The sequence below is a fragment of the Frateuria sp. genome, assembly GCF_035695185.1.
In the GTDB taxonomy this organism is placed as follows: Bacteria; Pseudomonadota; Gammaproteobacteria; order Xanthomonadales; family Rhodanobacteraceae; genus Frateuria_A.
The window spans coordinates 1-26,125 of sequence record NZ_DASSES010000029.1 but is presented as its reverse complement, the minus strand read 5'-3'; the positions used below and the strand labels follow the sequence as shown (position 1 = coordinate 26,125).

Below are 26,125 nucleotides of genomic sequence, written 5' to 3'. Positions count from 1 at the left end.
GATAACGTGGGCGTACAGCTTCGCGCGCAGCGCCGCCAGCGAGCGCTCGCCCAGCAGGGTGATGCAGAAGTAGCGCGCCGCGGTGGCGAAGGCGAGCACCAGCGCCACGGCGAACAGCCCGAGGAAGGTGCGGTTGATGGTGTCGCCACTGGCATGTCCGAAGCCGGCATCGATCATGTGCCGCACCGCCATCGGCAACACCAGGGTCGAGCCGGAGGACAGTCCCAGGAACACCAGCCAGCCGATTGCCAGCGCCTTGTGTGGCCTGAGGAAAGGCCACAGCTGGCGCAGCGCACCGATACGGCGGGCGGGCTTGCCGGGGGGCGTGGAGTCGCTCATCGAGGCGCCTGGTCAGGGGGAGCCCTTCGAGGTGGGGGCGGCGGGAGGCCGCCCCAAGCCAGGTGCCGGAATCGAATGAAGGCGTCCCTCCCCGGCAGGGCGGGGAGGGGCCGCTTTACGGTGATGCGGTGGCGCGGCCCATGCGGGCGATCCAGCGGTACAGCACCACGATGCAGGCGACGAACACGATGCCGCCGATCCAGATCGCGGGCGTCTCGAAGCCGTCGCCGACCAGCGCCAGCGGGGTCTGCTTGCCCGAGATCGCCACGATCGCGGCCACCACCACGCCCAGCAGGCTCTCGCCCACGATCAGGCCGGAGGCGAGCAGCACGCCCAACTGCTTGGTCGCCTCGCCGTTGGGTCGACGGTCGGCGCGCCTGTCGAACCAGGCGCCAACCAGCGCACCGACCACCACCATCAGCGTGGTCGAGGTGGGCAGGTAGATGCCGAGGCCCACGGCCAGCGGGGGCAGGCGCGCGCGGCTGGTGCGGACCAGCAGCTCGTCCACCACGATCAGCGCGACGCCGATCGCCGCACCGATGGTGATCAGGCTCCAGTCGATGTTGCCGGTGATCACGCCCTGGGCCAGCGCCGAGATCAGGCCAGCCTGCGGCGCCGGCAAGGCGCGGGCGGGATCGACGCCGGGCGCGCCGAGGAAGCCGTAGGCCTGGTTGAGCAGGTCCAGCACCGGCGGGATCACTACCGCGCCGGCGATCACGCCGATCACCAGCGCCCACTGCTGCAGGGACGGGGTGGCGTCCACCAGTTGGCCGGTCTTGAGGTCCTGCAGGTTGTTGTTGGCGATCGAGGCCACCGCGAACACGATCGCGGTGATGAACAGCGCAAAGGCCACCAGCGCCTTGCCGGCGTCGGCCGGCATCATCGCCTTGACGCCCAGCACCAGCAGCAACGCGGCGATGATCACCACCAGGATGCCGATGCCCGACAGCGGACTGTTGGACGAGCCGATCAGGCCGGCCATGTAGCCGCACACCGCCGACACCAGGAAGCTCAGGATCAGCACGAACAGCACGCCGCCGATCACCAGCAGCGCGGTGTGCGAGCCCAGGCCGCTGACGTTGGCGAAATGCCCCAGCAGCCAGGCCACCGGCACCATGCAGGCCAGCGTGACCAAGCCGACCACGCCGATCGGGATGTCATGCTCGGTGCGCGGCAGCGTCGCCAGCTGGCCCGCCTTGCGCATCCGCGAGGCGGCCATGGCCCCGGTCAGGCCACCGACCACCGGCTTGACCAGCTTGGCCAGCGTCCAGATCGCCGCCACACCGATGGTGCCGGCGCCGACGAAGCGCACGTAGTGGCTCCATGTCGCCTGCGCGGCATCCGCCGCCGAACCGGCTTCCGGATGCAGCAGCAGGAAGTGCGGCACCGCCCAGCCCCAACCGATCAGCGCGCCGACGAGCATGGCCACGCCGACCCACAGGCCGACCAGGTGGCCGACGGCGAACAGTGCGAACGACAGGCTGAAGTCGAAACCGGTGGCCGCGCCGCGATCGCCGATCCGGAAGTAGTCCGAGACCGCCTCGGCGAACACCCGGGTCTTGATGATCACGTAGAACACCGCCGACACGACCGACCCCACGATCACCGCCTTGAGACCGGCACCGCCGGACTCGACCGACTCGGCCGCCTCCTGCGAATTGCTCGAGCCAACCTTGAGCACCTCGGCGCAGGCCACGCCTTCGGGGTAGGGCAGGTCCGAATCGGTGACCAGGGCGCGGCGCAGCGGGATCGTGTACATCACGCCCAGGATGCCGCCGGTGGCGCAGATGCCAAAGGACATCCAGAACGGGAAGCCGTTCCACCACCCGATGATGATCAGCCCTGGGAGCACGAAGATGATCGAGGATAGTGTGCCGGCGGCCGAGGCCACCGTCTGCACGATGTTGTTCTCCTGCATGGTCGAGTTCTTCATCGCCCGCAGGATCGCCATCGAGATCACCGCCGCCGGGATCGAGGTGGCGAAGGTCAGACCGGCCTTCAGGCCGAAGAACACGTTGGCCGCGGTGAACACCACGGTGATCACGATGCCGATGACCAGGCCGCGTAGGGTGAATTCGGTGCGCTTGGCGCCTTGGGATTGGGCAGTCACAAAAACGGTTCCGTTCTGGTTGGTTCCCCTGCGCGCCCACGGCGCGCCCCTCGCGACCGCTCCCCGGCAGGCCGCGGTGGGGAGCATAACGTGATCTCACCCCCTGACCATGCACTTGGCTCCTCCCCCTGCTTGCAGGGGGAGGTTGGAGGGACGCTCAGAGGAACGGCCGGGTTCAACGGCGGGCGCGGCGCAGGCACCAGGGCACCCCACCCCAGCCCTCCCCTGCGAGCAGGGGAGGGGGTGATCCAGCTGCGGTCAGGGCTGCGGCAGGTGGACGCGCAGGCCGTCGGGAAGGGGCCCGGATCGCTTCGAGCCCGGCGGCCGGGTCCTGCACCGCGAAGGCGGGCGGTGCCAGCATCCGAACAGCGCGAGCAGCAGGCCATGCAGGATGTTCATCGGCGGATATCCCTGGGGTGTGGGAGGTGAAACGGAGCGTCGACGAAAGGGTCAAGCGGCAACGAAAGTCTTCCTACGCAAGCGGCACCTTGCGCAGGCGGGCATGGCCGCGGGTGAGGTCGACGATGCGGGCGCAGGCTTCGTCCAGCTGGTCGGCCGGCAGCTCCAGTTCCAGCGTGGCGCCTTCGGGGTCGAAGCTCTCGTGCTCGATGCGCGCCTGCCAGCCGGGGCAGCGGGCCTTGAGCAGGGCCAGGTCAGCGAAGGGGCAGTGCACGGACAGCCGCGCCATCGCCACCAGCGGCACGCGCTCGGCCAGGCGCAGGCATTCGGCCGCGGTGCCGCCGTAGGCGCGCACCAGGCCGCCGGCACCCAGCTTGATGCCGCCGTACCAGCGCGTCACCACCACCATCACGCGGTCCACGCCGGCACCCTCGATGGCCTGCAGGATCGGCCGCCCGGCCGTACCGCCGGGTTCGCCATCGTCGTTGAAACGGTAATCCTGGCCGACGCGGTAGGCCCAGCAATTGTGGGTGGCGGCCGGATCGGCGACCCGCTGGAGGAACGCCATCGCCTGGCCCGCGGACGGCACCGGCGCGGCCTGCGCGAGGAAGCGACTCTTGCGGATGTCCTGGGCGTGCCGGCAGGCGGCGACGAGGACGTGCAGGGTTTCGGACATGCGGGGCGGGGATCACGAAAACGCCGGCACGGTAGCACGCCTGCCTGGCACTCCCGCTTCAGTCGCCGATCACCGGGCCGGGCTCGGGGTGGCGGAAGTCGTGCGGCGAGAGGTCCCGCGTCAGGCGGAACACGCCCTGGTGGATGCGTCGTGGCAGTACCACGTCGAGCACGGTGGTCTGGTGCGGGCCCAGCATGGCGAACAGGTCCTCGTCCGGGGCGCTGGCGGCCAGTGCGTGGTGCACCAGTCCGGCCAGGTCCGCCGGCTGCACGCGCGCGCCGTAGGGTCGATGGCTGGCCACCGCCGGGCGCAGGGTACGGCGCGGGCTGCGCGGGTCGGGCACGCGGGGGTCGCCGGCGAGCAACGCGTGGTTGAGGAACAGGGTGACGGTGCAGGGATCCGCCGGGTTGGCCTGGCGGTCATCCAGGAAGCCGGCGGGCAACTGGTCCAGGCTCGCCTCCGGGCCGGCGGTGAGCAGGAAGCCGGCCCCGCTGAGCGGCTCTCCGGTGTCGTCGGCCAGGGGCAGGACCAGCATGCTGCGCGGGTCGTGGATGTGCACGCGCGGGGCGAACGGGCCGGCCGGCTCCAGTTCCACCTTGAGGGCGTCGCGGGCGGCGTTTTCGGTGTCGAAGGCATCGCACAGGGCGGCGTAGGCGCCCGCATCGTTGACGGCCAGGCAGCGCACGGTGGCCTCGACCGTGGCCGGCGCGGCGGCGGTGAGGATGCCCTGCTCGCCGCCCGAGTGCGCGGCGCCGGCGATCAGCTTGAAGGCGCAGCGCGGGCCACGCTGCAGGCTGAGCGAGAGCCGGTCGGCCGCGGCGCCACGGGCGGGGCCGGCTGCCGCGAGCACGGCGTGGCGGGCGTTGAGGTTAGCCGAGGCGATGCGCACCACGCCGTCGGAGCCGTCCTCGCCGGTGTAGCTGTTCAGGTGGTCGTAGAGCGCGCGGTCCGGCCGGTCGCCGGTAAGGACGAACAGGAACTGGCCGCGCGCGACCGGGTCCGCGCCGTGGATGTGGTCGAGGTTGAGCGAAAGCGAGGCGGCGCTGCCCAGTTGCAACCAGTCGAGGATGCGCTGGCCAGGTTCCACGCCGTTGAACCAGGCCTTGAGCCTGCCCAGCGTGCCCTTGCCGAGCCTGGCCAGCGCGGAGCCGAAGTTGGCCGGCGCCAGCATCACCAGGTGGCTGAGCCGGAGGGTGCTGTAACGGTCGGGCGTGTCGCGCTGCGCGCGCAGCCATTCGCGCACCACCGGGCCACCGGTGGAGTGGGTGATGCAGGCGAAGCTGCCGGTGGACAGGTGCAGGTCGCGCAGCGCGTGGTCGAATGCGCGCACCAGGTCGCCCATGGTCACCGCGTCGTCGAAGCTCACGTACTCGGAAAGGCGGATGTCGTGGATCGTCAGCGCCAGCCCGGCGGCGCCGGCGGCTTCCTGCACGCGCCGTGGCATGGCGCCGTAGGTCGCCGTGCTGGTCACGCTCCAGCCGTGGACGAAAACGAGCGTGCTCATGCGGCGCGGCCTCCCCGGGGTGACACGGAGCGTAGCAGCCTCCGCAGGCGCCCCCGGGCACGACGGCCTGTCCTGGCGCCCGACACCGGCACCCCGATGTCTGCATGGCGCTCATGTCCGGCCCGGCATAATGCCGGACTCGACCGTGTCGGGGAGCGTCGATGGTCCTGTATCTGCTGATCGTGTTGTTCGGGTTCGCCTGGCTGGCCGGCCGGCAGGGCTGGCGAAGGCTGCGGCTCGCCGGCATCGCGCTGGCGCTGGCGCTGCTGGTCGCGGCTGGCTGCGGAGCCTTGCCCAAGCTGCTGCTGCGGGTGTGGCAGTCGCCCTACGCACAGCGGCCGGCGCTGGACTGGGCGCCCTCCAACGCGATCGTGCTGCTCACCGCCGGATCGACCTATCCACCGGGCGGGCCGCTGGAACCGGGCTACTCCGCCTATTCGCGCATCGCCGAGACGGTGGTGCTCTACCGCGATTGCCGCGCGTCCGGCGCACGCTGCACCGTGCTGGTCACCGGCGGCGACGCGGAGCACACCGGCGAGCCGCTGGCGCGCACCTACAAGCGCACGCTGATGCAGCTGGGCGTGCCGCGGCAGGCGATGGTGCTGGAAAAGCACAGCCTCAACACCTGGGGCAACGCGATGTATGCACGCGGCTTGCTCGAGCAGATCGGCGCCGACCGGGTATGGCTGGTGACCTCGGCGCACCACCTGCGGCGCGCGGTGTTTTCGTTCGAGCACTTCGGCATCAAGGTGACGCCGGTGCGGGCGGACTACCTGCGCGGGGTGTGGACGCCATTGCCCAGCGTGTACAACCTGTACGTCACCAACGCGGCCCTGCACGAATATGTCGGCATGGTGCTCTACCACTGGTACGCATGGCGCGGGCGGACCCAGGTGCCGCCGGAGGACGAGGGCACGACGGGCTGATCCTCAGTCCCGTCGCCGCATCACCATCAACCGCACCTCGCTCATGTCCTCGATCGCATAGCGCACGCCCTCACGGCCGAAACCGGACAGCTTGATGCCGCCGTAAGGCATGTTGTCGACGCGGAAGCTCGGCACGTCGTTGACGATCACGCCACCCTGTTCCAGCTCGTCCCATGCGCGCATGGCGTGCTCCAGCCGGTCGGTGAAGATGCCGGCCTGCAGGCCGTAGTCGGAGTCGTTGGCCAGCGCGATCGCCTCGTCCAGGGTGTCGAACGGGGCGAGCAGGGCGAACGGGCCGAAGGCTTCCAGGCGGTTGGCCCTGGCATCGCGCGGCACGTCCTCCATCAGGGTCGCCTCCAGCATGTTGCCCTGGCGCCTGCCGCCGCAGAGCAGCTTCGCGCCACCGCGGCGGGCTTCCTCGATCCAGCCGTGCAGGCGCTCGGCGGCGGCCTCGTCGATCATCGGGCCGATGAATACGTCCTTCTTCTTCGGATCGCCCGACTTCAGCTTCTTCGTCGCGGCGACCAGCTTCTTCTTCAGCGCTTCGTAGAGCGAGGCGTGCGCGTAGATCCGCTGCACGCCGATACAGCTCTGGCCGGACTGGTAGAACGCCCCGAACACCAGCCGCTGGACGATGGTGTCGAGCCTGTCGCCCTGGTCGGCATCGACGATGCAGGCGGCGTTTCCACCCAGCTCCAGCACGACCTTCTTGCGCCCGGCGCGCGCCTTCAGGTCCCAGCCGATCTGCCCGCCGGTGAAGGAGAGCAGCTTGAAGCGTTCGTCCTCGACCAGCGGCGAGGCCTCCGCGCCGCCGACCGGCAGGATCGAGAAGGCCCCCTTGGGCAGGTCGGTCTCGGCCAGCACCTGGCCGATGATCAGCGCGCCGATCGGGGTCTTCTCCGAGGGCTTGAGCACGAACGGGCAGCCGGCGGCGATCGCCGGAGCCACCTTGTGCGCGACCAGGTTGAGCGGGAAGTTGAACGGCGTGATGAAGGACACCGGGCCGACCGGCACGCGGCGCGTGTAGCCGTGGTACCCGTCCAGGCGCGGCGCGAGTTCCAGGTTGAGCATCTCGCCGTCGATGCGCACGGCTTCGGCGGCGGCGATCCGGAAGGTTTCGATCAGCCGCGTGACCTCGCCGGCGGCATCCTTGATCGGCTTGCCGGCCTCCACGCACAGCGCCATCGCCAGTTCGTCGCGGCGCTGCTCGAAGCGCGCCACGCAATGCTCCAGTACGGCCTGCCGTGCCCAGGGCTTGAAGGCGCGCATCGGCGCGGTCGCCTTCACGGCCGCGGCAATGGCTTTCTCGATCGCCCGGGCGTCGGGGACGGCGACGCGGGTGGCCACCTTGCCGCTGTACTTGTCGCGCACCTCGAGGTCGGCGTTGGGGTGCTGCGGGCGGTTGGCGAGGTAGTAGGGGTAGGTCTTCTCGAGCATGGACGTCTCCTGAAGGGCCAGGGCAGGGTGCCGCCGATCGCGTTGCCGATGCGTGAGCCGGATGGTCGGTGGCCGGGCCCCATGGGCGCACCGACAGGTAGTAATGGCGCCGGCCCTACGAGTTGCCGGTGACCTCGAGCGAAAGCTCGCCTTCGGCCAGTCGCGCGCGCAGGGAGCTGCCCGGCGGTGCATCCTTTGCCGCCCGCAGCACCCGGCCCTCGCTGTCGAACACGATCGCATAGCCGCGTTCCAGCGTGGCCAGCGGGCTGACGGCCTGCAGCGCACGGGCGGACTGGCGCAGCGTCAGGCGGGCACGCTCCAGGCGATGGCCCATGCATTGCTGCAGCGAGCGCTCGCGCTCGGCCAGGCGCCGCTGCAGCAGTTGCAGGCGTTGGCGCGGATGCTGCGCGAGCAGGCGCGCGTGCAGGCGGTCGAGCCGCGTGCCGCGGGTGCGGACCTGCTCGCGCAGCGCCGCCAGCAGGCGGCGGTGCAATTGCACGAGCCGCTCGCGGTCGCGCGCCAGCCGTGCCTGCGGCCGCTGCGCCTGGAGCCGGGCGAACAGGTGGTCCAGGCGTTGGGTCTGCTGCTGCAGGCGACGGCCTTGCAGCAACCGCAGGCGCTGCGCCAGCTGGCCGAGATGGCGACGCTGCGCCAGCGCATCGGGCACCAGCAGCTCGGCGGCCGCCGAAGGCGTGGCGGCGCGCAGGTCGGCGACAAAGTCGGCGATGGAAAAATCGATCTCGTGACCCACCGCGCTCACCACCGGGACCACGCTGGCATGCACGGCGCGGGCGACGGCTTCATCGCTGAAGGCCATCAGGTCTTCCAGCGAGCCGCCACCGCGGGTCAGCAACAGCACATCGTGGCGCCCCGAGGCCGAGGCCTTGCGCAGCATCGCCACGATCGCCGGCGGCGCCTCGCGACCCTGCACCGGCACCGGCAGCACCTCGACCTCGACCAGCGGCCAGCGCCGGCGCAGCACGCTCAGCACGTCGCGGACCGCTGCGCCCGTGGCCGAGGTGATCACGCCGATGCGTCGGGCAAACCGGGGCAGGGGACGCTTGCGCGATGGCTCGAACAGGCCTTCGGCGTCCAGCTGCGCCTTGAGCCGCTCGAACTCGCGTCGCAGCGCGCCTTCGCCGGCCAGTTCCATGTGCTCGGCGACCAGCTGGAACTCGCCGCGCGGCTCGTACAGCCCGACCCGTGCACGCACCAGCACGTGCATGCCGTCGGCCGGCCTGAAGCGCAGCCAGCTGCTCTTGGGCTTGAACATCGCCGCGCGCACCTGAGCGCCGGCATCCTTCAGGGTGAAGTACAGGTGCCCGGAGGCCGGACGCGACACATTGCAAAGCTCGCCCTCGATCCACACCAGCGGCAGCGCGTCCTCCAGCAGTCCGCGCACCAGCCGGTTGAGCGTGCTCGGGGTGAGGATATTGCGCGGCGGGGCCGCGGAGTGGTCGGGGGTGCGCATGGACCCTCGAGCCTATCACGAAGCGCTTGTCCAACATGCGCTTGGGCGGACAAGTGCAGGCGGAGCCTCAAGTGCGTACGAGTGTGGAATCCCGGCGACCGGCTTCGGGCGCGAAAAGCCGGCCGGCGCTATTCCCCGCGCCGCCGCAACCGCCACACGCGGATCGCCAGGTTCAGCGCAAACCAGGCCGACAGCACCGCGATCGGCCAGCTCACGGCCCTGGGCCAGACCAGCGACACCGACGCCAGCACCGTCAGCACGGCGATACCGGCCAGCAGCGGGCCGCGGGCGGTGTCGCCCAGCACGCGGCGGTCGGTCAGCGCGGCACCGACGGTATTGGCGATGCGCAGCGCACCCGCCGCGGCCCGGCTGGTGCTGCCGCCGGGACGCCTGGGGCGCGGCGGGCGCTCGGTGCTGCTCTTCACCCGCGAGATGTGCGGCCGGCGCCGGCGCGGCGCGAGGACGATCTCGGTGGCGTTGGTCAGGTCGCGCTCGTACTGCTCGGCCAACTGGCGGGCGAAACCGCTGTCTTCCACTGCCACGTCGATCTCGCGGTTGCCCAGCCAGCTGGCGATGTTGAGGTTGGACGAACCCACGCGTGCCCACTGGCCGTCGGCCACCGCCGTCTTGGCATGCAGCATCGAGCCGTTCCACTCGAACACGCGGATACCCGCCTTGAGCAACGGCCGGTAGCCCGAGCGCGACAGGCCGGCGACCAGCGGAATGTCGCTGGTGCCCGGCACCAGCAGGCGCACGTCCACGCCGTCGCGGGCGGCCGAGGCCAGTGCCTGCACGTAGGGCGCCATGCCGACGAAGTAGGCGTCGGTGATCCACAGTGTGCGGCGCGCCATCGCGGCAACCTGCTGGTCCAGCCGGTACATGCCGGCCGTGGAGGGCTGGGTGGCGATCACGCGCAGGGCGATCTCGCCGGCGGTCTTGTCCTCGGGCACCGGTAGCACCAGCGGCTTGCCCAGGCTCGCCCAGCTCTGGGCGAAGGCCTGTTCCAGTTCGGCGACCGCCGGGCCGCGCAGCGTCACCCCGGTATCGCGCCACGGCGGCACGCCGCGCGCCGCGTTGCCGAGCCAGCGCGCGCTGATGCAGACGCCGGAAAGGAAGCCCAGGTGGCCGTCGACCACCAGCAGCTTGCGGTGGTCGCGGGTGATCCAGCCGAACGGCTTGCCCAACTGCGGCGGGTTGAATACGCGCACCTCGCCGCCGGCGCGGCGCAGCGGCTGCCAGAAGGCGCGGCCGGACTGGCCCAGGCAGCCGAGCCAGTCGCACACCACCGCCACTCTCACGCCGGCCCGCGCGCGCTCGACCAGGGCATCGCGGAAGGCGCGGCCGACCACGTCGTCGCTGATCAGGTAGTTCTCCAGCAGGATGCGCTGGCTGGCGGCGCGGATCGCGGCCAACCAGGCGTCGTAGTGCGCCTGTGCGTCGATCAGGAGATCGACTGCATTGCCGCCGATCAGCGGCGCACCGGCAGCGCGGCTCAGTGCCTGTTCGGCCAGGAAGCGGCTGGGCGCGGAGGGGATCAGCGGAGTCGTCGCCATGGCCGCGAGTGTAGGACAAGGGCTGTCCGCCGGACGTCGCGGGACGATGCGCGCCCCGCTTGGCTTCTGCCATGATCGGGACATGCCTCCCGCGATGCGCCTCGACGACACTGCCGCCTGCGCACACCTCATCGCCGACCGGCTGGGGCCGCATCTTTGTGTCGCCGCGCCGCTGGGGCTGGGCAAGCCGCATGGCCTGCTCAACGCACTGTACCGGCTGACCGTCGCCGATCCGGCCCGTTCGCTGCGTCTCTACACCGCGCTTTCGCTGACCCGGCCGCAGCCCGGGGCGGGGCTGCAACGGCGCTTCCTCGGGCCGTTCCTGGAACGCCACTTCGGCGCCGACTACGAGGACCTGGAGTACGCCCTGGCCGAGCGGCACCACGCGCTGCCGGCCAACGTGGCCGTGCACGAGTTCTACCTGCAGTCCGGCGCCCTGCTGCACGCACCGCGGGCGCAACGGGACTACATCAGCCAGAACTACACCCACGTGGCGCGCGACCTGGCGTTGCAGGACGTCAACCTGCTGGTGCAACTGGTGGCTCGGCGGGAGACGCCCGCAGGCACGCGCTACAGCCTCTCCTGCAACCCGGACCTGACGCTGGACTTCCTGGCCCAATGCGTCCGCGCCGGCAAGCCGCGGCCCCTGTGCGTGGCCGTGGTCCATCCGGACCTGCCGTACCTGAGCGGACATGCGGAAGTGCCGGGGGACTTCTTCGATCTGGAATTGGTCCCGCCGCAGTCACCGCGCCTGTTCGCGCTGCCGCGTACGCCAGTGGATGTGGCCGAGTATGCGATCGGTCTGCATGCCAGCGCGCTGGTCCGGGACGGCGGGTGCCTGCAGATCGGCATCGGGGCGTTGTCGGACGCGCTGGTCAGGAGCCTGCTGCTGCGCCAGCAGGACAACACCGCCTGGCGCGACGGCCTGCGTGCGCTCGGCGGCGAGAGCCCGACCCTGGCGCTGGCCCGGCGGATCGGCGGGCTGGAGCCGTTCGAGACCGGGTTGTACGGCGCCAGCGAGATGGTGATGGACGGCTTCATGCACCTGGCACGCGCCGGCATCCTGAAGCGCCGCAGCTGGGACAACCTGGCGCTGGAGAAGGCGTCGGTCGCCGGCCGGCTCAACCCCGCCACGCCCGGCGGGCACTACCTGCGCGGGGCGTTCTTCCTGGGCAGCCGGGAGCTCTACGAGTGGCTCGACGCCACCGAGGCGGCCGATCCCGATGCGATCGACATGTGCCCGGTGTCCAACGTCAACCAGCTTTACGGCGACCACCAGCCGCTGGCCGCCTTGCAGCGCCGCGGCGCGCGCTTCTTCAATACCTGCATGATGGCCACGCTGCTGGGCGATGCCGTGTCCGACGCACTCGAGGACGGCCAGGTGGTCAGTGGTGTCGGCGGCCAGTACAACTTCGTGGCGATGGCGCACGAACTGGACGACGGCCGCTCGATCCTGCTGTTGCGCTCGACCCGCCGCGAGGGTGGCGAGGTGCGCACCAACATCCGCTTCAACTACGGCCACGTGACCATCCCGCGCCACCTGCGCGACATCGTGGTGACCGAGTACGGCGCCGCCGACCTGCGTGGCAAGAGCGACAGCGAATGCATCGAGGCGATGCTGTCGATCTGCGACGCGCGCTTCCTCGACGCGCTGGCGGCCGAGGCCAAGGCCAACGGCAAGCTCGCTCCCGGGTTCCGCATTCCCGAGGCCTGGCGTCGCCACCGACCGGAGTGCCTGGCCAAGGCGCTGGCACCTCTCCAGCGCGCGGGGCTGCTGCCGGCATTCCCGTTCGGCAGCGATTTCTCCGGAGTGGAACAGCAATTGCTGCCCGCGCTGGCCTGGCTGAAGGAGCGGAGCGCGACCTGGCGGGGCCGCCTGGCCCTGGCCCGGGCCCTCGCGCGACCGGGCGCACCGGTGGCGGGCGAGGGGGCTGCGCTCGAACGCATGCAACTGGCCAGCCCCGGGCGTATCGGCGATCGCCTCCAGCGTCGCCTCGTCCTCGCCGCGCTGCGACGTTCGCGGCAGCCTACAGGGGTGGCTTGACCACCATCAGGTAGAACACCGCCACGAAGGCGACGAAGGCCGGCACGCCCAGCGCCACCCAGAGCCGGAAGGCGCGCCAGTACGCCGCAGGCAGCGGCCGGGCTTGGGCCGCCGCGCCGGTCGCCAGGTCGCGCATGCGCACCTGCAGCACCAGCACCGGCAGCCAGCAGGCGACCGCCAGCGCATACAGCAGCGTCGACCAGCCAATCCAGCCGCTGCGCCAGGGAAGCCTCGCCCAGTGCACCATCCAGAAGCCGCTCGCGGGCTGGAACACGACCGTCGTCGCGGTGAACAGCCAGTCGGCGATCACCACCCATCGCGCCACCACCGCCACCACGCGCGCGTCCTGGTGCAGGCTCGCGACCAGCAGGTAGAACGCGCTGCCGATGCCTGTGCCGAACAGCAGCGTGGAGGAGAGCACGTGCAGCCACTTGGCGACCAGGTAGTCCATCAGCGCCGCTCGGTCGCGTACAGCGCGCCGATCAGCGCCAGCATCGGCAGGTTCTTCAGGATCGGCCCGAACGGGTGCAGCCAGAACGCCGGCAGGGCGACCGTGATGATGGCCGTGTAGGAAAGGATGAGCGCGACCTGTGCCAGGTAGGTGAGCCGCAGCGCACGGCCCCGGAACACCAGCGTGGCCACGCCCAGGGCCAGGTCGAGCAGTGCGCCGCCATAGAGCGCGGCGTACGCCACCGGGCCATGCAGCCCGACGCGGGCGAGCAGGGCGAGGCTGCCTGCGACGGGATAGATGCCGAACGAAAGCGCCGCCGTGGCCAGCCACACCAGGCCCACGGCGGTGCGGCCGGCGACGGACCAGGCGCGCCAGGCGAGCAGCACGCGCAGGTCGGCCGCATCGATGCGCGACAGGAACTGCCGCGGCGGCCGCGGCGGATGGCCCAGCCAGCGGGTGGCCGGGGAGGCGTCCGCCGTGTTGCCGCGCTCGAGCATGGCGAGGGCCTCGCCATTGACCCAGGGCCCGCCGAGGCGCCCGAAGCGCTGCAGCCACACGGTGGGAATGCCGAGTACGCGCAGGCGTCCGCCACCCAGCGCATGGCGCAGCACCGCCAGGTAGTGCGCCAGCGACAGCGCCTGCGGTCCGACCGCGGCCAGGCGGGCCGGACGGGCGTCATCCTCCAGCAGGCGCACCACCAGTTCGGCCACGTCGCTCACGTGGATCGGCTGGATCCGCTGGCGCCCGCGGCCGGGCAGCACGACCAGCGGCAGCCAGGCGAGCATCAGCAACATGCGGCTGCTCGCGCCGCCCGGGCCGAACACCAGCGAAGGTTGCAATACGGTGCCGCTGGGCACCATCGCGTGCAGCGACGCGTCGCCGGCGCGCTTGCTGCGATGGAAGCGGCTGGCCGCGTGCTCGTCGGCGCCCAGCGCCGAGACCTGCACCACCCGCGTGATGCCCGCCTCGCGGCAGGCCGCGAACAACGCGCGCGGCGCCTGCGTGTGGATACGCCGGAACGTCTGTGCGCCGTGTTCGGCAAAGATTCCCACCGCGTTGACCACCGCATCGATGCCGGCCAGCCGGGGCAGCCAGTCGGCCGGATGCGTGTCCTGTGCGAAGTCCACCTCCACGAGGTCTACACCCGCGCCGCCGCTACCCTGCCTGTGCCGGATCCCGCGCACGGGGCGATGCCCGGCCGCCTGCAGTGCGTCGCACACGGCACGGCCGATCAGTCCCTCGGCGCCCAGCACGAGCACGCGCTTCCCGTCCCCGCCGGAGCCTTCCGTCATGCCCACGCCGCTCGCGCGCCTGCAGCCCTCATGGATCGCCCGCACCAACCTCAGCGGCGCCGTCGCCGCGGTGCTTTCGAGCGTGGTGGTGGCCGCGTGTAGTGCATGCGAAGCGCGCGCGCCGTTCGCCGGGGTGAATGCGGCCAGCCAGTGGTTCTGGGGGCGACGGGCAAAGCGGCATACCCGGCCGAGCTGGCGCTACACGGCGGTCGGCTACCTGGTGCACCACTTCAGCTCGCTGCTGTGGGCCGGCATCTATGAAGCCTGGTGCCTGCGCCGCCCAGCATCTCCGCGGGTGTCGGCTGCCCGCGCGGCGGCGGTGGCGACGGCGGCCTGCGTGGTCGATTACACGATCACGCCGCCGCGCTTCCGCCCGGGCTTCGAGCGGCACATCGGGCACACGTCGATCGCGGTGGTGTACGTCGCCTTCGGCGCGGGCCTGTTCGCCGGGGCCTTCGCGCGCCGCCGCTATGTTCGCTGACGCGCTTTTTGCTCCCTCTCCCCACCGGGGTGAGGGTTGGGGTGAGGGGTCGGGGCTCGCGGGGAGGGCCTGGGCAGGCGTTGCCTTGTCTGTCGCTCTTGCGTGGCGCTTCCGCAATTTGGCTCGCCTGCGGCGGGCTTTCGATCGCCTGACGGCGCTCGAGCCACTTTTCTTTGCTGGCCCAAAGAAAAGTAACCCAAAGAAAGGGCCTGGCTCGTCCCGGGGCCAGAAGAGAGCCAGGTGCCAAGACGCCCTGGCGGCGGGGCTCTTGCTCATAGAGGAGCTGCAGCCGCTTCACCGCGGGCGCTCGGGAGCGGAGGCAAGGGAGGGTTATGCGCTGCGTGTGGTACGCCGCGCTGCTTGTCCAGCAGACGCATTGTGATTTTGTCTGATGACCTGCTGGTGGACTGAGGACCACTTGCGGGTGGGTCACCCACCAGCCCTCACTCTCTTTCCCACCCACGCGGGAGGTCGCGCGACAGCCAATGCCGTCAAACCTGCCGCATGCCTCCCTCGCCTCAACTCCCGAGCGCCCGCGGCAAAGCGGCTGCAGCTCCTCCAAGAGCGAGCGACCCACCTGTCAAAGCGAAGAGGCGCCCAGCTCTTTCGCCACACCGGGCTGAACCAGGCCGTTTCTTTTCTTTGGGCCCGCAAAGAAAAGTGACCCGAGCGCCGTCAGGCGATCGGAAGCCCGCCGCAGGCGAGCCCAGTCGCGGAAATGCCATGCAAGAGCGACAGACAAGGCAACGCCCGCTCAGGCCTCCCCACGAGCAGCCCCGCCCCCTCACCCCAACCCTCTCCCCGGAAGGGAGAGGGAGCCAAAGGCGCACGTCCCGAGTGGTATTCTTGTGCATTGCCGCAGCCCGTGCGGCGTGATGCCGATGTCGAGCTATGAGTGAGTCCGTTTCCCAGCAGCCGCGCCCGGCCGGCCCGGCGATGCGCCGCCCCAGCGTCGGCGTGCGTGTGGGCAAGGTGATGGTGGGCGGCGGTGCGCCGATCGTGGTGCAGTCGATGACCAACACCGACACCGAGGATCCGGCCAGCACCGCGAAGCAGATCGCCGAGCTGGCCCGCGCGGGCTCGGAAGTCGTGCGCATCACGGTGAACACGCCGGCCGCCGCGGCGGCGGTGCCACGCATCGCCGAGCGGCTGGCGATGATGGGCGTGGACGTGCCGATCGTGGGGGACTTCCACTACAACGGGCACCAGTTGCTGGAGGCCGAGCCGGCCTGCGCCGAGGTGCTGGCGAAATACCGCATCAACCCGGGCAACGTCGGCTTCGGCAAGAAGAAGGACAGCCAGTTCGCCTCGATCATCGAAAAGGCCATCCAGTACGGCAAGCCTGTGCGCATCGGTGCGAACTGGGGGTCGCTCGACCAGGGGATGGTCGCCACGCTGATGGACGAGAACGCACGGCGCGCCGAGCCATGGGATGCCGGCGTGGTCGCCCGCGAGGCGCTGATCCGCTCGGCGCTGGATTCCGCAGCACGGGCCGAGCAGATCGGCCTGCCGCGGGAGCGCATCATCCTGTCCTGCAAGGTCTCCGGGGTGCAGGAACTGATCGCGGTCTACCGTGACCTGGCGGCGCGCTGCGACTATGCACTGCACCTGGGCCTGACCGAGGCCGGCATGGGCTCCAAGGGCATCACCGCCTCGGCCGCGGCGCTGGCCGTGCTGCTGCAGGAAGGTATCGGCGACACCATCCGGATCTCGCTGACGCCGGAGCCGGGCGGCTCGCGGACGCAGGAGGTGATCGTCGCGCAGGAACTGCTGCAGACCATGGGCCTGCGCGCGTTCACGCCGCTGGTCACCGCCTGCCCGGGTTGCGGACGCACCACCAGCGAGTTCTTCCAGGAGCTGGCCCGCACCGTGCAGGACCACGTTCGCGCGAAGATGCCCGAGTGGCGCGTGATGTACGACGGGGTCGAGAACCTCACCCTGGCGGTGATGGGGTGCGTGGTGAACGGACCGGGCGAGTCCAAGCACGCCAACATCGGCATCTCGCTTCCCGGCAACGGGGAGGCGCCCTCGGCGCCGGTGTTCATCGACGGCGAAAAGGCCATGACCCTGCGCGGCGACAACATCGCCCGGGAATTCGTCGGCATCCTGGACGACTACGTGGCGCGCAAGTACGCCGGGCGCACCGCCTGAGGCGCCCCCCGCCGAATTCGGGTTCCGGTTCGGATTCGCCAGGATGTGCGCTGGATCACGCGTTTGACATTCGGGCGTACAGCCGGGGGACAGTCTGTCGACTTGCCCTTCACGGCAGGGAAGAATGCGCCCTGCCGTTCGTGCAGGGAGTCCCGGCGTGTCGATCAGCCCGCAGTTCCGCATTGCGTTCCTGTACGTCGCGCTGGCATCCCTGTGGATCTGGTTCTCCGATCGCGCGCTCGGGGCGCTGGTGCACGATCCGGCGCAACTGACCTGGGCGCAGAGCGCCAAGGGCTGGTTTTTCGTGGCGCTGACCGGCCTGGTGCTCTACTGGATGATCGGCAGGGACCTCAGGCGCCTGGCGGCGACCAACCGCCAGCTGGTGCGCGGCAACGAGCAGGCCCTGCGCGTGCTGGTTTCCGCGATGGATATCCGGCACAAGGAAACCCGCGACCATTCCGACCGGGTCATGCGCATGGCGGTCGGCCTGGCGCGCCTGGCGGGCCTGCACGGCGAGGCGTTGCTGTCGGTGAAGTTCGGCGCGCTGCTGCACGACATTGGCAAGCTCGCCATTCCCGATGCCATCCTGATCAAGCCCGGCAAACTCGACGAGGACGAGATGGCGCACATGCGCCGGCACCCCGACATCGGACGTGAGCTGATGGAGCAGGTCGATTTCCTGCGCAGTGCCATCGACATCCCGTATGCGCACCACGAGCGCTGGGACGGTGGCGGCTACCCGCGAGGACTTCGCGGCGAGGAAATTCCGCTGTCCGCGCGCGTTTTCAGCGTGGTGGACGTGTGGGATGCATTGAGCTTCCCGCGTGTGTACAAGCCCGCGTGGCCGGAGGAGGAGGTGCTCGCCTACCTTCGCCAGGCCGCCGGCAGCCAGCTCGATCCGCGGCTGGTCGAGCTGTTCCTGGCCAACTATCCGGACATCAAGGCGCTGGGCATGGCCCACCCGACGCCCTCGCCGGAGCTGGCGCCGGCCTAGAGGTAATCGGCCGCCGGCCGTGGCGCGACCTTGCGCCAGTGCGCCGACTCGAACGGCTGCGCAACCAGCGTCCGCACCTGGGCGAGGAAGGCATCGCGCGGCATTTCGCGTGCGCCCAGGCCGAGCAGGTGCGGATTGCTGACCTGCGCATCGAGCAGCGGGAAGCCCCATTCGCGCAGCAGTGCCGCCAACGCCACCAGGGCAACCTTCGAGCCGCCGCTGTGCCCGCTGAACATCGATTCACCGCAGAACAGCCGCCCGACGCTCACGCCGTAGACCCCACCGACCAGCGCCTCGCCGTCCCAGACCTCCACGCTGTGCGCGTGGCCCTGCGTGTGCAACGAGGCGTAGGCAGCGACGATCGACTGGCCGATCCAGGTGCCGTCCTGGCCCGCCCGCGGCGCGGCGCAGGCACGCATCACCGGCACGAATGCCTCGTCCACGCTCACCCGCCAGTCCTTGCCGGCCAGCGTCCGGCGCAGGCTGCGGTTGGCGCGGAGCCTGTCCGTGTCGAACACGCAGCGCGGGTCGGGCGACCACCACAGGATCGGCTCGCCGGGGTTGAACCAGGGGAAGATGCCGCGCTGGTAGGCCGCCAGCAGTCGACGCGGCGAGAGGTCGCCGCCGAAGGCCAGCAGGCCGTTGGGTTCGGCCAGCGCGAGGCGCGGGTCCGGAAAATGTTCGGGCGATACCGGATCGAGCAGCGGCAGGCGGATCACCGGCAGGCCTCGGCGTAGGGGGCGTGCGCGGCCAGCTCGGCCACGTAGTCGTCCATGGCGTGCGCCTCGTGGACCAAGGCCTCGCGCACGGCCCGGCGGAACTGCGGGTGGGCGAGGTAGTGGCGCGAATGCGTCCGCACCGGCACGAAGCCACGCGCGAGCTTGTGCTCGCCCTGCGCCCCGGGTTCGAAGCGCGTGAGTCCGCGGGCGATCGCGTGCTCGATGCCGCGGTAGTAGCACAGCTCGAAATGCAGTCCGGGCACCTCCACCCGGGCGCCCCAGTAGCGGCCATAGAGGGCGCCGCCGCCCTGCAGGAACAGGGCCATCGCTTCGATGCGTCCATCGTCCATCGCGCAGGCCAGCTGGACGGTGTCGCCCAGGCCGGCCAGGGCCTGGAAGAAGGCCGGCGTCAGCGCGGCGTGGTTGCCCTTGGCGTCGAAGGTTGCCTCGTAGAGCGCGTGGATGCGGCGCCAGGCTTCCGTGTTCAGGCTCGCGCCGTCGCACATGCGGATGTCCAGGCCGCAGGCGCGTACCTGCGCGCGCTCCTGGCGGATGTTCTTGCGCTTCTTGGCCCTCAGCGTGCCGAGGAACTCGTCGAAGTCCCGGTAACCGTGGTTGTGCCAGTGGAACTGGACGTCGGAACGCGCGAGCCAGTCGCCGCCGAAGGCATCGAGTGCCTCCTCCTGGAGGAAGTTGGCATGCGCCGAGGACAGGCGCAGGCGGTCGGTCTCCGCCTGCATCGCCCGCACCAGCGCCTGCCGCAGTCGCGGTGCCTGCGCATCCCTGCCCGCAAGCAGCCGTGGTCCTGGCACCGGCGAGTACGGCACGGCGTTGAGCAGCTTCGGGTAGTAGCTGCCGCCGGCACGCTCCCAGGCGCTGGCCCAGCTCCAGTCGAACACGAACTCCCCGTGCGAGTTGCCCTTCAGGTACAGCGGCGCGGCCGCCACGAGCCGTTCGCCTTCGTACAGGCCCAGATGGTGTGGCTGCCAGCCCCACTCGGGCCGGATGCAGCCGGTGCGCTCGAGGGCGTGCAGGAAGGCGTGCGAGACGAACGGGTTGGCGTCCGCCCGCAGTGCATCCCAGGTCGCCGCGGGAAGCTCGGCGATGGCAGGGTGGAAGCGGGCGGTGAGCATCGACTTGGCGGGGGCGGGCGGAGGGGGATGCAAGTGGCAAGACTAGCGAACTTGCGCAGGGGGACCCAAACGCCGGCCCGTGCGGTTCGCCGGTCACCGGTCCCGGCCGGAACCTCCGCCGAAGCGAAGCATCGGAAGCGACGTGTGTGTCACTTCCGGTCCGTCGGGGAGGGGCCGGAGGGGAATGCACCACGCGGCAGCCGGATCATTTGACGGCGCTATGTTGCGCCGCGCCATAATGCCTTCTCACCTGGCGAGGACGCGTGCAGTGGGCAGGGTCTGGAACTTCAGTGCGGGGCCGGCGGCATTGCCGCAGGCGGTGCTCGAACAGGCGCAGCGCGAGCTGCTGGACTGGCAGGGCAGCGGTGCGTCGGTGATGGAACAGTCGCACCGTGGCAAGCGCTTCATCGCGATGGCCGGGCAGGCCGAAGCGGACCTGCGCGAATTGCTCGGGATCCCCGAGGATTACGCCGTGCTGTTCCTGCAGGGCGGCGCCACCCAGCACTTCGCGCAGATCCCGATGAACCTGGCCGGTCCCGACGGGGCGGCCGACTACGTCGTGAGCGGGCACTGGAGCGAGAAGGCCGCCAGCGAGGCGGCTCCCTACCTGCGGGTGAACGTGGCCGCCAGCAGCAAGGCCGACGGCTACCTGCACCTGCCGGGCCGCCGGGAGTGGCGCCTGGATCCGCAGGCTGCCTATGTGCACTATACGCCCAACGAGACGATCCACGGCGTCGAATTCCACGACGTTCCCGAGGTCGGCGATGTTCCGCTGGTGGCGGACATGTCCTCCAGCATCCTGTCAGGACCGCTGGACGTGCGTCGCTTCGGCCTGATCTATGCCGGTGCCCAGAAGAACATCGGCCCCTCGGGCCTGGTGGTGATGATCGTCCGCCGCGACCTGCTGGCGCGACCGGGCCGGCCGATGGCGCGCATCTTCCGCTACGCCGAGCACGCCGCCGCCGGCTCGATGCTCAACACGCCAAATACCTTCGGCTGGTACCTGGCCGGGCTGACGTTCCAGTGGCTCAAGGGGCAGGGCGGCCTGGCCGTCGTGGGCGAGCGCAACCGCGCCAAGGCGGCCTTGCTGTACGGGGCGATCGACAGCTCGGGTGGCTTCTATCGCAACCCCGTCGAGCCGGCTTCGCGCTCGCGCATGAACGTGCCTTTCACCCTGCACGACGCCAACCTCGACGCGGCCTTCCTGGCCGAATCCGAGGCCGCCGGCCTGCTCGCGCTGAAGGGCCACAAGGCGCTTGGCGGCATGCGTGCCTCGCTCTACAACGCGGTGCCGCTGGAGGCCGTCGAGTCGCTGGTGGTCTTCATGCGCGACTTCGCCCGGCGCCACGGTTGAGCGCCACCCTGACGTTTGAACCCTCTTATCGCCGGACAGCCCAATGACCGACCCCAAGGAATCGCTCGGCAAGGTGCGTGAGCGCATCGACAGCATCGACCGCCAGATCCAGGAGCTGATCTCCGAGCGCGCCAACTGGGCGCAGGAGGTCGCGCGGGTCAAGGGCGAGGGGCTGTCGGCGATCGACTATTACCGGCCCGAGCGCGAGGCGCACGTGCTGCGGATGGTGGTCGACCGCAACAAGGGGCCGCTGTCCGACACGGAGATGGTGCGGCTGTTCCGCGAGATCATGTCCTCGTGCCTGGCGCAGGAAGACCCGCTCAAGGTCGGCTTCCTCGGTCCCGAAGGGACCTTCAGCGAGCAGGCGGTGCGCAAGCACTTCGGTCATGCGGCCTATGGCCTGCCGCTGGGGAGCATCGAGGAGGTGTTCCAGGAGGTCGCGGCCGGACACGCCGATTTCGGCGTGGTGCCGGTAGAGAACTCGGGGCAGGGCATGATCCAGGTGACGCTGGACATGTTCCTCACCTCCGAGGCGCGCGTCTGCGGCGAGATCGAGCTGCGCGTGCACCAGTGCCTGCTGTCCCGGGCCGCCGAACCGGGCGCCATCCGCCGCGTGTTCGCACATGCGCAGTCGCTGCAACAGTGCAAGACCTGGCTGCGCATCAACTTGCCCGACGTCGAGTGCGTGGCGGTGAGCAGCAATGCCGAGGCGGCTCGGCTGGCGCGGCACGCCGACGACGCGGCGGCAATCGCCGGCAGGACCGCCGGCAAGGTCTATGGCCTCCAGCCGCTGGCCGAGGGCATCGAGGACCGCGCCGACAACACCACCCGCTTCCTGGTGATCGGCCGCTCGCTGTTCCCGCCGTCGGGCAACGACCGCACTTCGCTGCTGATCACCGTCAACGACAAGCCCGGGGCGCTGTACGACGTGCTGAGCCCGTTCGCCAGGCACGGCGTGAGCATGAACCGGATCGAATCGCGCCCGGCGCACACGGGCAAGTGGCAGTACGCGTTCTTCATCGACGTCTCCGGCCATATCGACGACGCGCCGCTGCAGGCGGCGTTGAAGGACATGGGCCCGGTCGCCACGCAGGTGCGCGTGCTCGGCTCCTACCCGGTGGCCTTGCCGTGAACGGCGTCAACGGCGGGGCCGGGCGCCTGGACTGGATCAGCCGCCCGGCCGGCCCACTGCGGGGCACGCTCACGGTGCCGGGCGACAAGTCCGTGTCGCACCGCGCGCTGATGCTGGCCGCGCTGGCCGAAGGCGATTCGCGCATCAGCGGCTTCCTTGAAGGCGAGGACACCCGCGCCACCGCCGCGGTGCTCGCACAGCTCGGCGTGTCGATCGAGACCCCCGCACCTGGCGAACGGCGGGTCCACGGCGTGGGCCTGCATGGCCTGCGCGGCATCGACCGGCCGCTGGATTGCGGCAACGCCGGCACCGGCATGCGGCTGCTGGCCGGCCTGCTGGCAGGGCAGGCGTTCGACTCGACGCTGGTGGGCGACGAGTCGCTCTCGCGCCGACCGATGCGCCGCGTCACCGAACCGCTGGGGCAGATGGGTGCGCGCATCGATACCGTCGATGGCCTGCCGCCGCTGCACATCCACGGCAACCAGCGCCTGCAGGGCATCCGCTACGAGTTGCCGGTGGCCAGCGCGCAGGTGAAATCCGCGCTGCTGCTGGCCGGCCTGTACGCCGAGGGCGATACCGAGATCCTCGAGCCCCATCCGACCCGCGACTACACCGAGCGCATGCTGGTCGCGTTCGGCTGGCCGGTCGTGTTCGCCCCGGGCCACGCCAGCCTGGGCGGAGGGCACACCCTGCGGGCGACCGACGTGCGGGTGCCGGCGGATTTCTCCTCGGCCGCCTTTTTCCTGGTCGCGGCGAGCCTGGTGCCCGGCTCGGACCTGCTGTTGCGCGCGGTCGGCCTCAATCCCCGCCGCACCGGCCTGCTGCAGGCACTGCGGTTGATGGGCGCCGACATCGAGTTGCTCGACGAGCGCCGCAGCGGTGGCGAACCGGTCGCCGAGCTGCGCGTGCGCCACGCGCCGCTGCATGGCATCGAGCTGCCGGAGGCGTTGGTGCCGGACATGATCGACGAGTTTCCCGCGCTGTTCGTGGCCGCCGCGGCGGCGCACGGGACCACCGTGATCCGCGGCGCGGCCGAGTTGCGGGTGAAGGAATCCGACCGCATCGCCAGCATGGCCGCGGGCCTGCGGGCGCTGGGTGCGCGCGTGGAGGAGACGCCCGATGGTGCCGTCATCACCGGCGGAACGCTGGCTCCGGGTACCGTCGAAAGCCACGGCGATCATCGGGTGGCGATGAGCTTCGCCGTGGCGGGCCTGCTGGCGAAAGAGGGCGTGCGCATCGCGGACTGCCGCAACGTGGCGACATCCTTCCCCGGCTTCGTGGAACTGGCCAACGGCTGCGGCTTCGCGCTCGAGGAAGCCTGACGTCCCTCGCCCCGGAGAGAAACCGAGCGGTCGTTGGCCTTGCCCGATACCTCCTGGCCCCTCTCGCCCTGGGGAGTCCGGGCGGCGCACAACGCCCCGCCCGGACCTCCGTGCCCCCTTTCGCGGGCGCGCGTTGCGCTCGACCGGGCGCCCGATGCTAGGCTCGCCGCTTTCCGAATGCGCCCACGCCATGTCCGCCGTCCCGCCCTTCATCGTCGCCATCCCCGCCCGCTACGGTTCCACCCGCCTGCCGGCCAAGCCGTTGCGCGCCATCGGTGGCGTGCCGATGGTGGTGCGCGTCGCGCGGCGCGCACTGCAGGCCGGTGCGGGGCAGGTGGTGGTGGCGGTGGACGACGCGCGGGTTGCCGGGGCGCTGGCCGGGCAGGGCGTGGACGTCTGCATGACCCGCGCCGACCACGCCTCGGGCAGTGACCGTCTTGCCGAGGTGGCCGGCCACTACGGCTGGGCGCACGACGCCATCGTGGTGAACCTGCAGGGTGACGAGCCCTTCGCGCCGGCTGCCGGCATCCGCGAAGTGGCGCGCGCGCTGGCCGAGGACGATGCGCCGATGGCCACGCTGGCTGCGCCGATCGCCGACGCGCACGAGCTGTTCGATCCCAATGTGGTGAAGGTGGTGCGCGGCACGCATGGGCGGGCGCTCTACTTCAGCCGCGCGCCGCTGCCATGGGCGCGCGATGCCTTTGCCGGCAGCCGCGACGCGCTGCCCGAAGGCACGCCGTTCCTGCGCCACATCGGGATCTATGCCTACCGCGCCGGCTTCCTCGGCCGCTACACCGGGCTGGCGCGCACGCCGCTGGAACAGGCCGAGTCGCTCGAGCAGCTGCGCGTGCTCGAACATGGGTTCCCGATCGCCGTGCGGCTGACGCCCGAACCGTTTCCGCCGGGGATCGACACGGAGGCGGACGTGGAGCGCGCGGAGCGCTGGCTGGCGACGCATTCCTGAATCTCGGGGCCACGCCCGTCTCCGGTAACGACCGGACGGCCGGCTGAAGCCCGGCCCGCCGCCTGTTCCGCAACCGGTCACGGCGACCCTTGCCGGAACGGCTAGAATCGCCCCATGCAGTCGCCCCAGACGCCGCCGTTCGACGGCAAGGCTTTCGTCCACACCCTGACCACCTCGCCCGGCGTCTACCGCTATTTCGACGCCGAGGGCGAGCTGTTGTACGTCGGCAAGGCGGGCAACCTGAAGAAGCGCGTCGGCAGCTATTTCCTCAAGCCGAGAATGGAACCGCGCATCAACGCGATGGTGTCCCAGATCGCGCGCTGCGAAATCACCGTTACGCGCACCGAGGGCGAGGCGCTGCTGCTCGAGTCGCAGCTGATCAAGTCGCTCAAGCCGCGCTACAACATCCTGCTGCGCGACGACAAGAGCTACCCGTACATCTACCTTTCCGGTGGCGAGGATTATCCGCGCCTGGCCTTCCACCGCGGCGCGAAGAACCTGCCGGGCCGCTTCTTCGGGCCGTATCCCAGCGCCTTCGCGGTACGCGAAAGCCTCAACCTGATGCAGAAGCTGTTCAAGGTTCGCCAGTGCGAGGACAGCTACTTCCGCAACCGCTCGCGGCCGTGCCTGCAGCACCAGATCGGCCGCTGCACGGCGCCGTGCGTAGGGCTGGTCTCGGTCGAGGACTACCGCGCCGACGTGCGCCATGCACAGATGTTCCTCGAAGGGCGCAGCAGCGCGGTGATCGACGAACTGGCCACGTCCATGGAGCAGGCGGCCATGGCGCTCAACTTCGAGCGCGCCGCCGCCCTGCGCGACCAGGTCGCCGCATTGCGCAAGCTGCAGGCCCAGCACCACGTGCAGGGCGCCAGCGCCGACATGGACGTGGTCGCCTGCCGCATCGAGGGCGGCATGGCCTGCGTCAGCGTGCTGTTCTTCCGCAACGGCATCAGCCTGGGCACGCGCGATTTCTTCCCGCGCCTGGCGCTGGACGCTTCGCCGGCCGACGTGCTGGCGCAATTCATTGCCCAGTACTACCTGGAGCGGCCGGTGCCGCGCGAGATCATCCTGGGCGAGGCGATTCCCGACCAGGCCCTGCTCGCCCAGGTGCTGTGCGAACAGGCGGGACACGCGGTGGAGATCAAGTCCAGCGTTCGCGGCGAGCGCGCGCGCTTCCTGCAGATGGCCGAGCGCAACGCACAGGCTTCGCTGACCTCGCGCCTGGCCAGCCGGCAGACCCTCGGTGCGCGCTTCGAGGACCTGCAGAAACTGCTCGAACTGGCCGCTCCGCCGCGCCGTATCGAGTGCTTCGACATCAGCCACACCATGGGCGAGGCGACCGTCGCTTCCTGCGTGGTGTTCGGGCCGGAGGGGCCGGAGAAGTCGCACTACCGGCGCTTCAACATTGCCGGTATCACGCCCGGCGACGACTACGCGGCGATGCACCAGGCGCTCATCCGGCGCTTCCGCAAGGTGGCGGCCGGCGAGGGCGCCAGGCCTGACGTGCTGCTGATCGACGGCGGCGGTGGGCAGGTGGCGCAGGCGCTCGACGTGCTGGCTGAACTGGGCGTGGCCGGCATCCAGGTGGTGGGCGTGGCCAAAGGGCCCGGACGCCGCGCGGGCGAGGAAACCCTGGTGCTCGCCAACTCCGGTCGCGAGATCCATCCCGGATC

General features: G+C 70.6%; 21 protein-coding genes. 10 read left to right on the top strand and 11 right to left on the bottom strand.

The features are described from left to right. The 4 genes from VFH59_RS02155 to VFH59_RS02140 all read right to left on the bottom strand — a co-directional run. The coding region (locus VFH59_RS02155; RefSeq protein ID WP_325163244.1) for an ABC transporter transmembrane domain-containing protein at positions 1-339 on the bottom strand (339 nt) is incomplete at its 3' end. 115 nt (positions 340-454) lie between these two features. Continuing rightward, positions 455-2,449: an OPT family oligopeptide transporter gene (locus VFH59_RS02150; protein ID WP_325163243.1), complete on the bottom strand. Its 1,995-nt coding sequence runs from the start codon at positions 2,447-2,449 to the stop codon at positions 455-457. Between the two features lie 472 nt (positions 2,450-2,921). Next, the gene (locus tag VFH59_RS02145) at positions 2,922-3,524 is read right to left on the bottom strand and encodes a YigZ family protein (RefSeq protein ID WP_325163242.1); all 603 of its coding nucleotides are present in this window, start codon (positions 3,522-3,524) and stop codon (positions 2,922-2,924) included. 58 nt (positions 3,525-3,582) lie between these two features. Further along, positions 3,583-5,028 carry a phospholipase gene (locus tag VFH59_RS02140; RefSeq protein ID WP_325163241.1) on the bottom strand — a complete coding sequence of 482 codons (1,446 nt, stop codon included), beginning with the start codon at positions 5,026-5,028 and terminating at the stop codon, positions 3,583-3,585. Between the two features lie 161 nt (positions 5,029-5,189). On the opposite strand from VFH59_RS02140, the gene VFH59_RS02135 reads away from it, so the two are divergent. Then, on the top strand, positions 5,190-5,954 hold the full coding sequence (locus VFH59_RS02135; RefSeq protein ID WP_325163240.1) for a YdcF family protein: 765 nt from the start codon (positions 5,190-5,192) through the stop codon (positions 5,952-5,954). 3 nt (positions 5,955-5,957) lie between these two features. Here the strand turns inward: VFH59_RS02135 and VFH59_RS02130 are convergent, their stop codons facing one another. The 3 genes from VFH59_RS02130 to VFH59_RS02120 form a co-directional block, all read right to left on the bottom strand. Next, positions 5,958-7,391 carry an aldehyde dehydrogenase family protein gene (locus tag VFH59_RS02130; RefSeq protein WP_325163239.1) on the bottom strand — a complete coding sequence of 478 codons (1,434 nt, stop codon included), beginning with the start codon at positions 7,389-7,391 and terminating at the stop codon, positions 5,958-5,960. A 115-nt stretch (positions 7,392-7,506) separates the two neighbouring features. Further along, positions 7,507-8,862 carry an exodeoxyribonuclease VII large subunit gene (gene xseA, locus VFH59_RS02125; protein ID WP_325163238.1) on the bottom strand — a complete coding sequence of 452 codons (1,356 nt, stop codon included), beginning with the start codon at positions 8,860-8,862 and terminating at the stop codon, positions 7,507-7,509. Between the two features lie 128 nt (positions 8,863-8,990). Further along, a complete protein-coding gene (locus tag VFH59_RS02120) occupies positions 8,991-10,415 on the bottom strand; it encodes a phospholipase D-like domain-containing protein (RefSeq protein ID WP_325163237.1) in 1,425 nt (474 codons plus the stop codon). Between the two features lie 82 nt (positions 10,416-10,497). On the opposite strand from VFH59_RS02120, the gene VFH59_RS02115 reads away from it, so the two are divergent. Then, positions 10,498-12,459 (top strand): acetyl-CoA hydrolase/transferase C-terminal domain-containing protein, encoded by a 1,962-nt coding sequence (locus VFH59_RS02115; RefSeq protein WP_325163236.1) that lies wholly within the window; start codon positions 10,498-10,500, stop codon positions 12,457-12,459. Here VFH59_RS02115 and VFH59_RS02110 read toward each other — a convergent pair. Further along, positions 12,443-12,910 (bottom strand): DUF2269 domain-containing protein, encoded by a 468-nt coding sequence (locus VFH59_RS02110; RefSeq protein WP_325163235.1) that lies wholly within the window; start codon positions 12,908-12,910, stop codon positions 12,443-12,445. The two genes, VFH59_RS02115 and VFH59_RS02110, sit on opposite strands and share 17 nt — an antisense overlap. Then, positions 12,910-14,202, bottom strand: a complete 1,293-nt coding sequence (locus tag VFH59_RS02105) for an SDR family oxidoreductase (protein WP_325163234.1) — start codon at positions 14,200-14,202, stop codon at positions 12,910-12,912. The genes VFH59_RS02110 and VFH59_RS02105 overlap by 1 nt, the downstream gene beginning before the upstream one ends. Between VFH59_RS02105 and VFH59_RS02100 the strand changes: the two genes are divergently transcribed. The 3 genes from VFH59_RS02100 to VFH59_RS02090 all read left to right on the top strand — a co-directional run bounded on the left by VFH59_RS02100 (position 14,201) and on the right by VFH59_RS02090 (position 17,828). Beyond that, entirely contained in the window at positions 14,201-14,683 is a 483-nt protein-coding gene (locus VFH59_RS02100) for a hypothetical protein (protein WP_325163233.1), read from the top strand. The genes VFH59_RS02105 and VFH59_RS02100 overlap by 2 nt on opposite strands. Positions 14,684-15,574: 891 nt before the next feature. Continuing rightward, entirely contained in the window at positions 15,575-16,834 is a 1,260-nt protein-coding gene (ispG, locus tag VFH59_RS02095; RefSeq protein ID WP_325163232.1) for a flavodoxin-dependent (E)-4-hydroxy-3-methylbut-2-enyl-diphosphate synthase, read from the top strand. A gap of 157 nt (positions 16,835-16,991) precedes the next feature. Next, positions 16,992-17,828 (top strand): HD-GYP domain-containing protein, encoded by an 837-nt coding sequence (locus VFH59_RS02090; protein WP_325163231.1) that lies wholly within the window; start codon positions 16,992-16,994, stop codon positions 17,826-17,828. Here the strand turns inward: VFH59_RS02090 and aat are convergent. Together aat and VFH59_RS02080 are read right to left on the bottom strand one after the other, a co-directional pair. Next, positions 17,825-18,547, bottom strand: coding sequence for a leucyl/phenylalanyl-tRNA--protein transferase (gene aat / locus VFH59_RS02085; protein ID WP_325163230.1), 723 nt, complete (start codon positions 18,545-18,547; stop codon positions 17,825-17,827). The two genes, VFH59_RS02090 and aat, sit on opposite strands and share 4 nt — an antisense overlap. After that, on the bottom strand, positions 18,544-19,680 hold the full coding sequence (locus VFH59_RS02080; RefSeq protein ID WP_325163229.1) for a GNAT family N-acetyltransferase: 1,137 nt from the start codon (positions 19,678-19,680) through the stop codon (positions 18,544-18,546). The genes aat and VFH59_RS02080 overlap by 4 nt, the downstream gene beginning before the upstream one ends. A 268-nt stretch (positions 19,681-19,948) precedes the next feature. Here VFH59_RS02080 and serC point away from each other — a divergent pair, with 268 nt between their 5' ends. The 5 genes from serC to uvrC form a co-directional block, all read left to right on the top strand. After that, positions 19,949-21,034: a 3-phosphoserine/phosphohydroxythreonine transaminase gene (serC, locus tag VFH59_RS02075; RefSeq protein WP_325163228.1), complete on the top strand. Its 1,086-nt coding sequence runs from the start codon at positions 19,949-19,951 to the stop codon at positions 21,032-21,034. Positions 21,035-21,077: 43 nt separating this feature from the next. After that, positions 21,078-22,166, top strand: a complete 1,089-nt coding sequence (pheA, locus tag VFH59_RS02070; protein ID WP_325163227.1) for a prephenate dehydratase — start codon at positions 21,078-21,080, stop codon at positions 22,164-22,166. After that, the gene (gene aroA, locus VFH59_RS02065; protein WP_325163226.1) at positions 22,163-23,488 is read left to right on the top strand and encodes a 3-phosphoshikimate 1-carboxyvinyltransferase; all 1,326 of its coding nucleotides are present in this window, start codon (positions 22,163-22,165) and stop codon (positions 23,486-23,488) included. The genes pheA and aroA overlap by 4 nt, the downstream gene beginning before the upstream one ends. A gap of 190 nt (positions 23,489-23,678) precedes the next feature. Continuing rightward, on the top strand, positions 23,679-24,452 hold the full coding sequence (kdsB, locus tag VFH59_RS02060; protein WP_325163225.1) for a 3-deoxy-manno-octulosonate cytidylyltransferase: 774 nt from the start codon (positions 23,679-23,681) through the stop codon (positions 24,450-24,452). A gap of 114 nt (positions 24,453-24,566) precedes the next feature. Then, on the top strand, positions 24,567-26,125 hold a 1,559-nt coding region (uvrC, locus tag VFH59_RS02055; protein ID WP_325163224.1), incomplete at its 3' end, for an excinuclease ABC subunit UvrC.

Excerpts from the sequence above, each read along its gene's own strand:
- VFH59_RS02130 (WP_325163239.1), bottom strand. The coding sequence starts at position 7,391 with ATGCTCGAGAAGACCTACCCCTACTACCTCGCCAACCGCCCGCAGCAC.
- VFH59_RS02140 (WP_325163241.1), bottom strand. The coding sequence starts at position 5,028 with ATGAGCACGCTCGTTTTCGTCCACGGCTGGAGCGTGACCAGCACGGCG.
- VFH59_RS02120 (WP_325163237.1), bottom strand. The coding sequence starts at position 10,415 with ATGGCGACGACTCCGCTGATCCCCTCCGCGCCCAGCCGCTTCCTGGCC.
- VFH59_RS02105 (WP_325163234.1), bottom strand. The coding sequence starts at position 14,202 with ATGACGGAAGGCTCCGGCGGGGACGGGAAGCGCGTGCTCGTGCTGGGC.
- VFH59_RS02115 (WP_325163236.1), top strand. The coding sequence starts at position 10,498 with ATGCCTCCCGCGATGCGCCTCGACGACACTGCCGCCTGCGCACACCTC.
- ispG (WP_325163232.1), top strand. The coding sequence starts at position 15,575 with ATGAGTGAGTCCGTTTCCCAGCAGCCGCGCCCGGCCGGCCCGGCGATG.
- xseA (WP_325163238.1), bottom strand. The coding sequence starts at position 8,862 with ATGCGCACCCCCGACCACTCCGCGGCCCCGCCGCGCAATATCCTCACC.
- VFH59_RS02145 (WP_325163242.1), bottom strand. The coding sequence starts at position 3,524 with ATGTCCGAAACCCTGCACGTCCTCGTCGCCGCCTGCCGGCACGCCCAG.
- VFH59_RS02080 (WP_325163229.1), bottom strand. The coding sequence starts at position 19,680 with ATGCTCACCGCCCGCTTCCACCCTGCCATCGCCGAGCTTCCCGCGGCG.
- VFH59_RS02135 (WP_325163240.1), top strand. The coding sequence starts at position 5,190 with ATGGTCCTGTATCTGCTGATCGTGTTGTTCGGGTTCGCCTGGCTGGCC.
- VFH59_RS02110 (WP_325163235.1), bottom strand. The coding sequence starts at position 12,910 with ATGGACTACCTGGTCGCCAAGTGGCTGCACGTGCTCTCCTCCACGCTG.
- pheA (WP_325163227.1), top strand. The coding sequence starts at position 21,078 with ATGACCGACCCCAAGGAATCGCTCGGCAAGGTGCGTGAGCGCATCGAC.
- VFH59_RS02100 (WP_325163233.1), top strand. The coding sequence starts at position 14,201 with ATGCCCACGCCGCTCGCGCGCCTGCAGCCCTCATGGATCGCCCGCACC.
- kdsB (WP_325163225.1), top strand. The coding sequence starts at position 23,679 with ATGTCCGCCGTCCCGCCCTTCATCGTCGCCATCCCCGCCCGCTACGGT.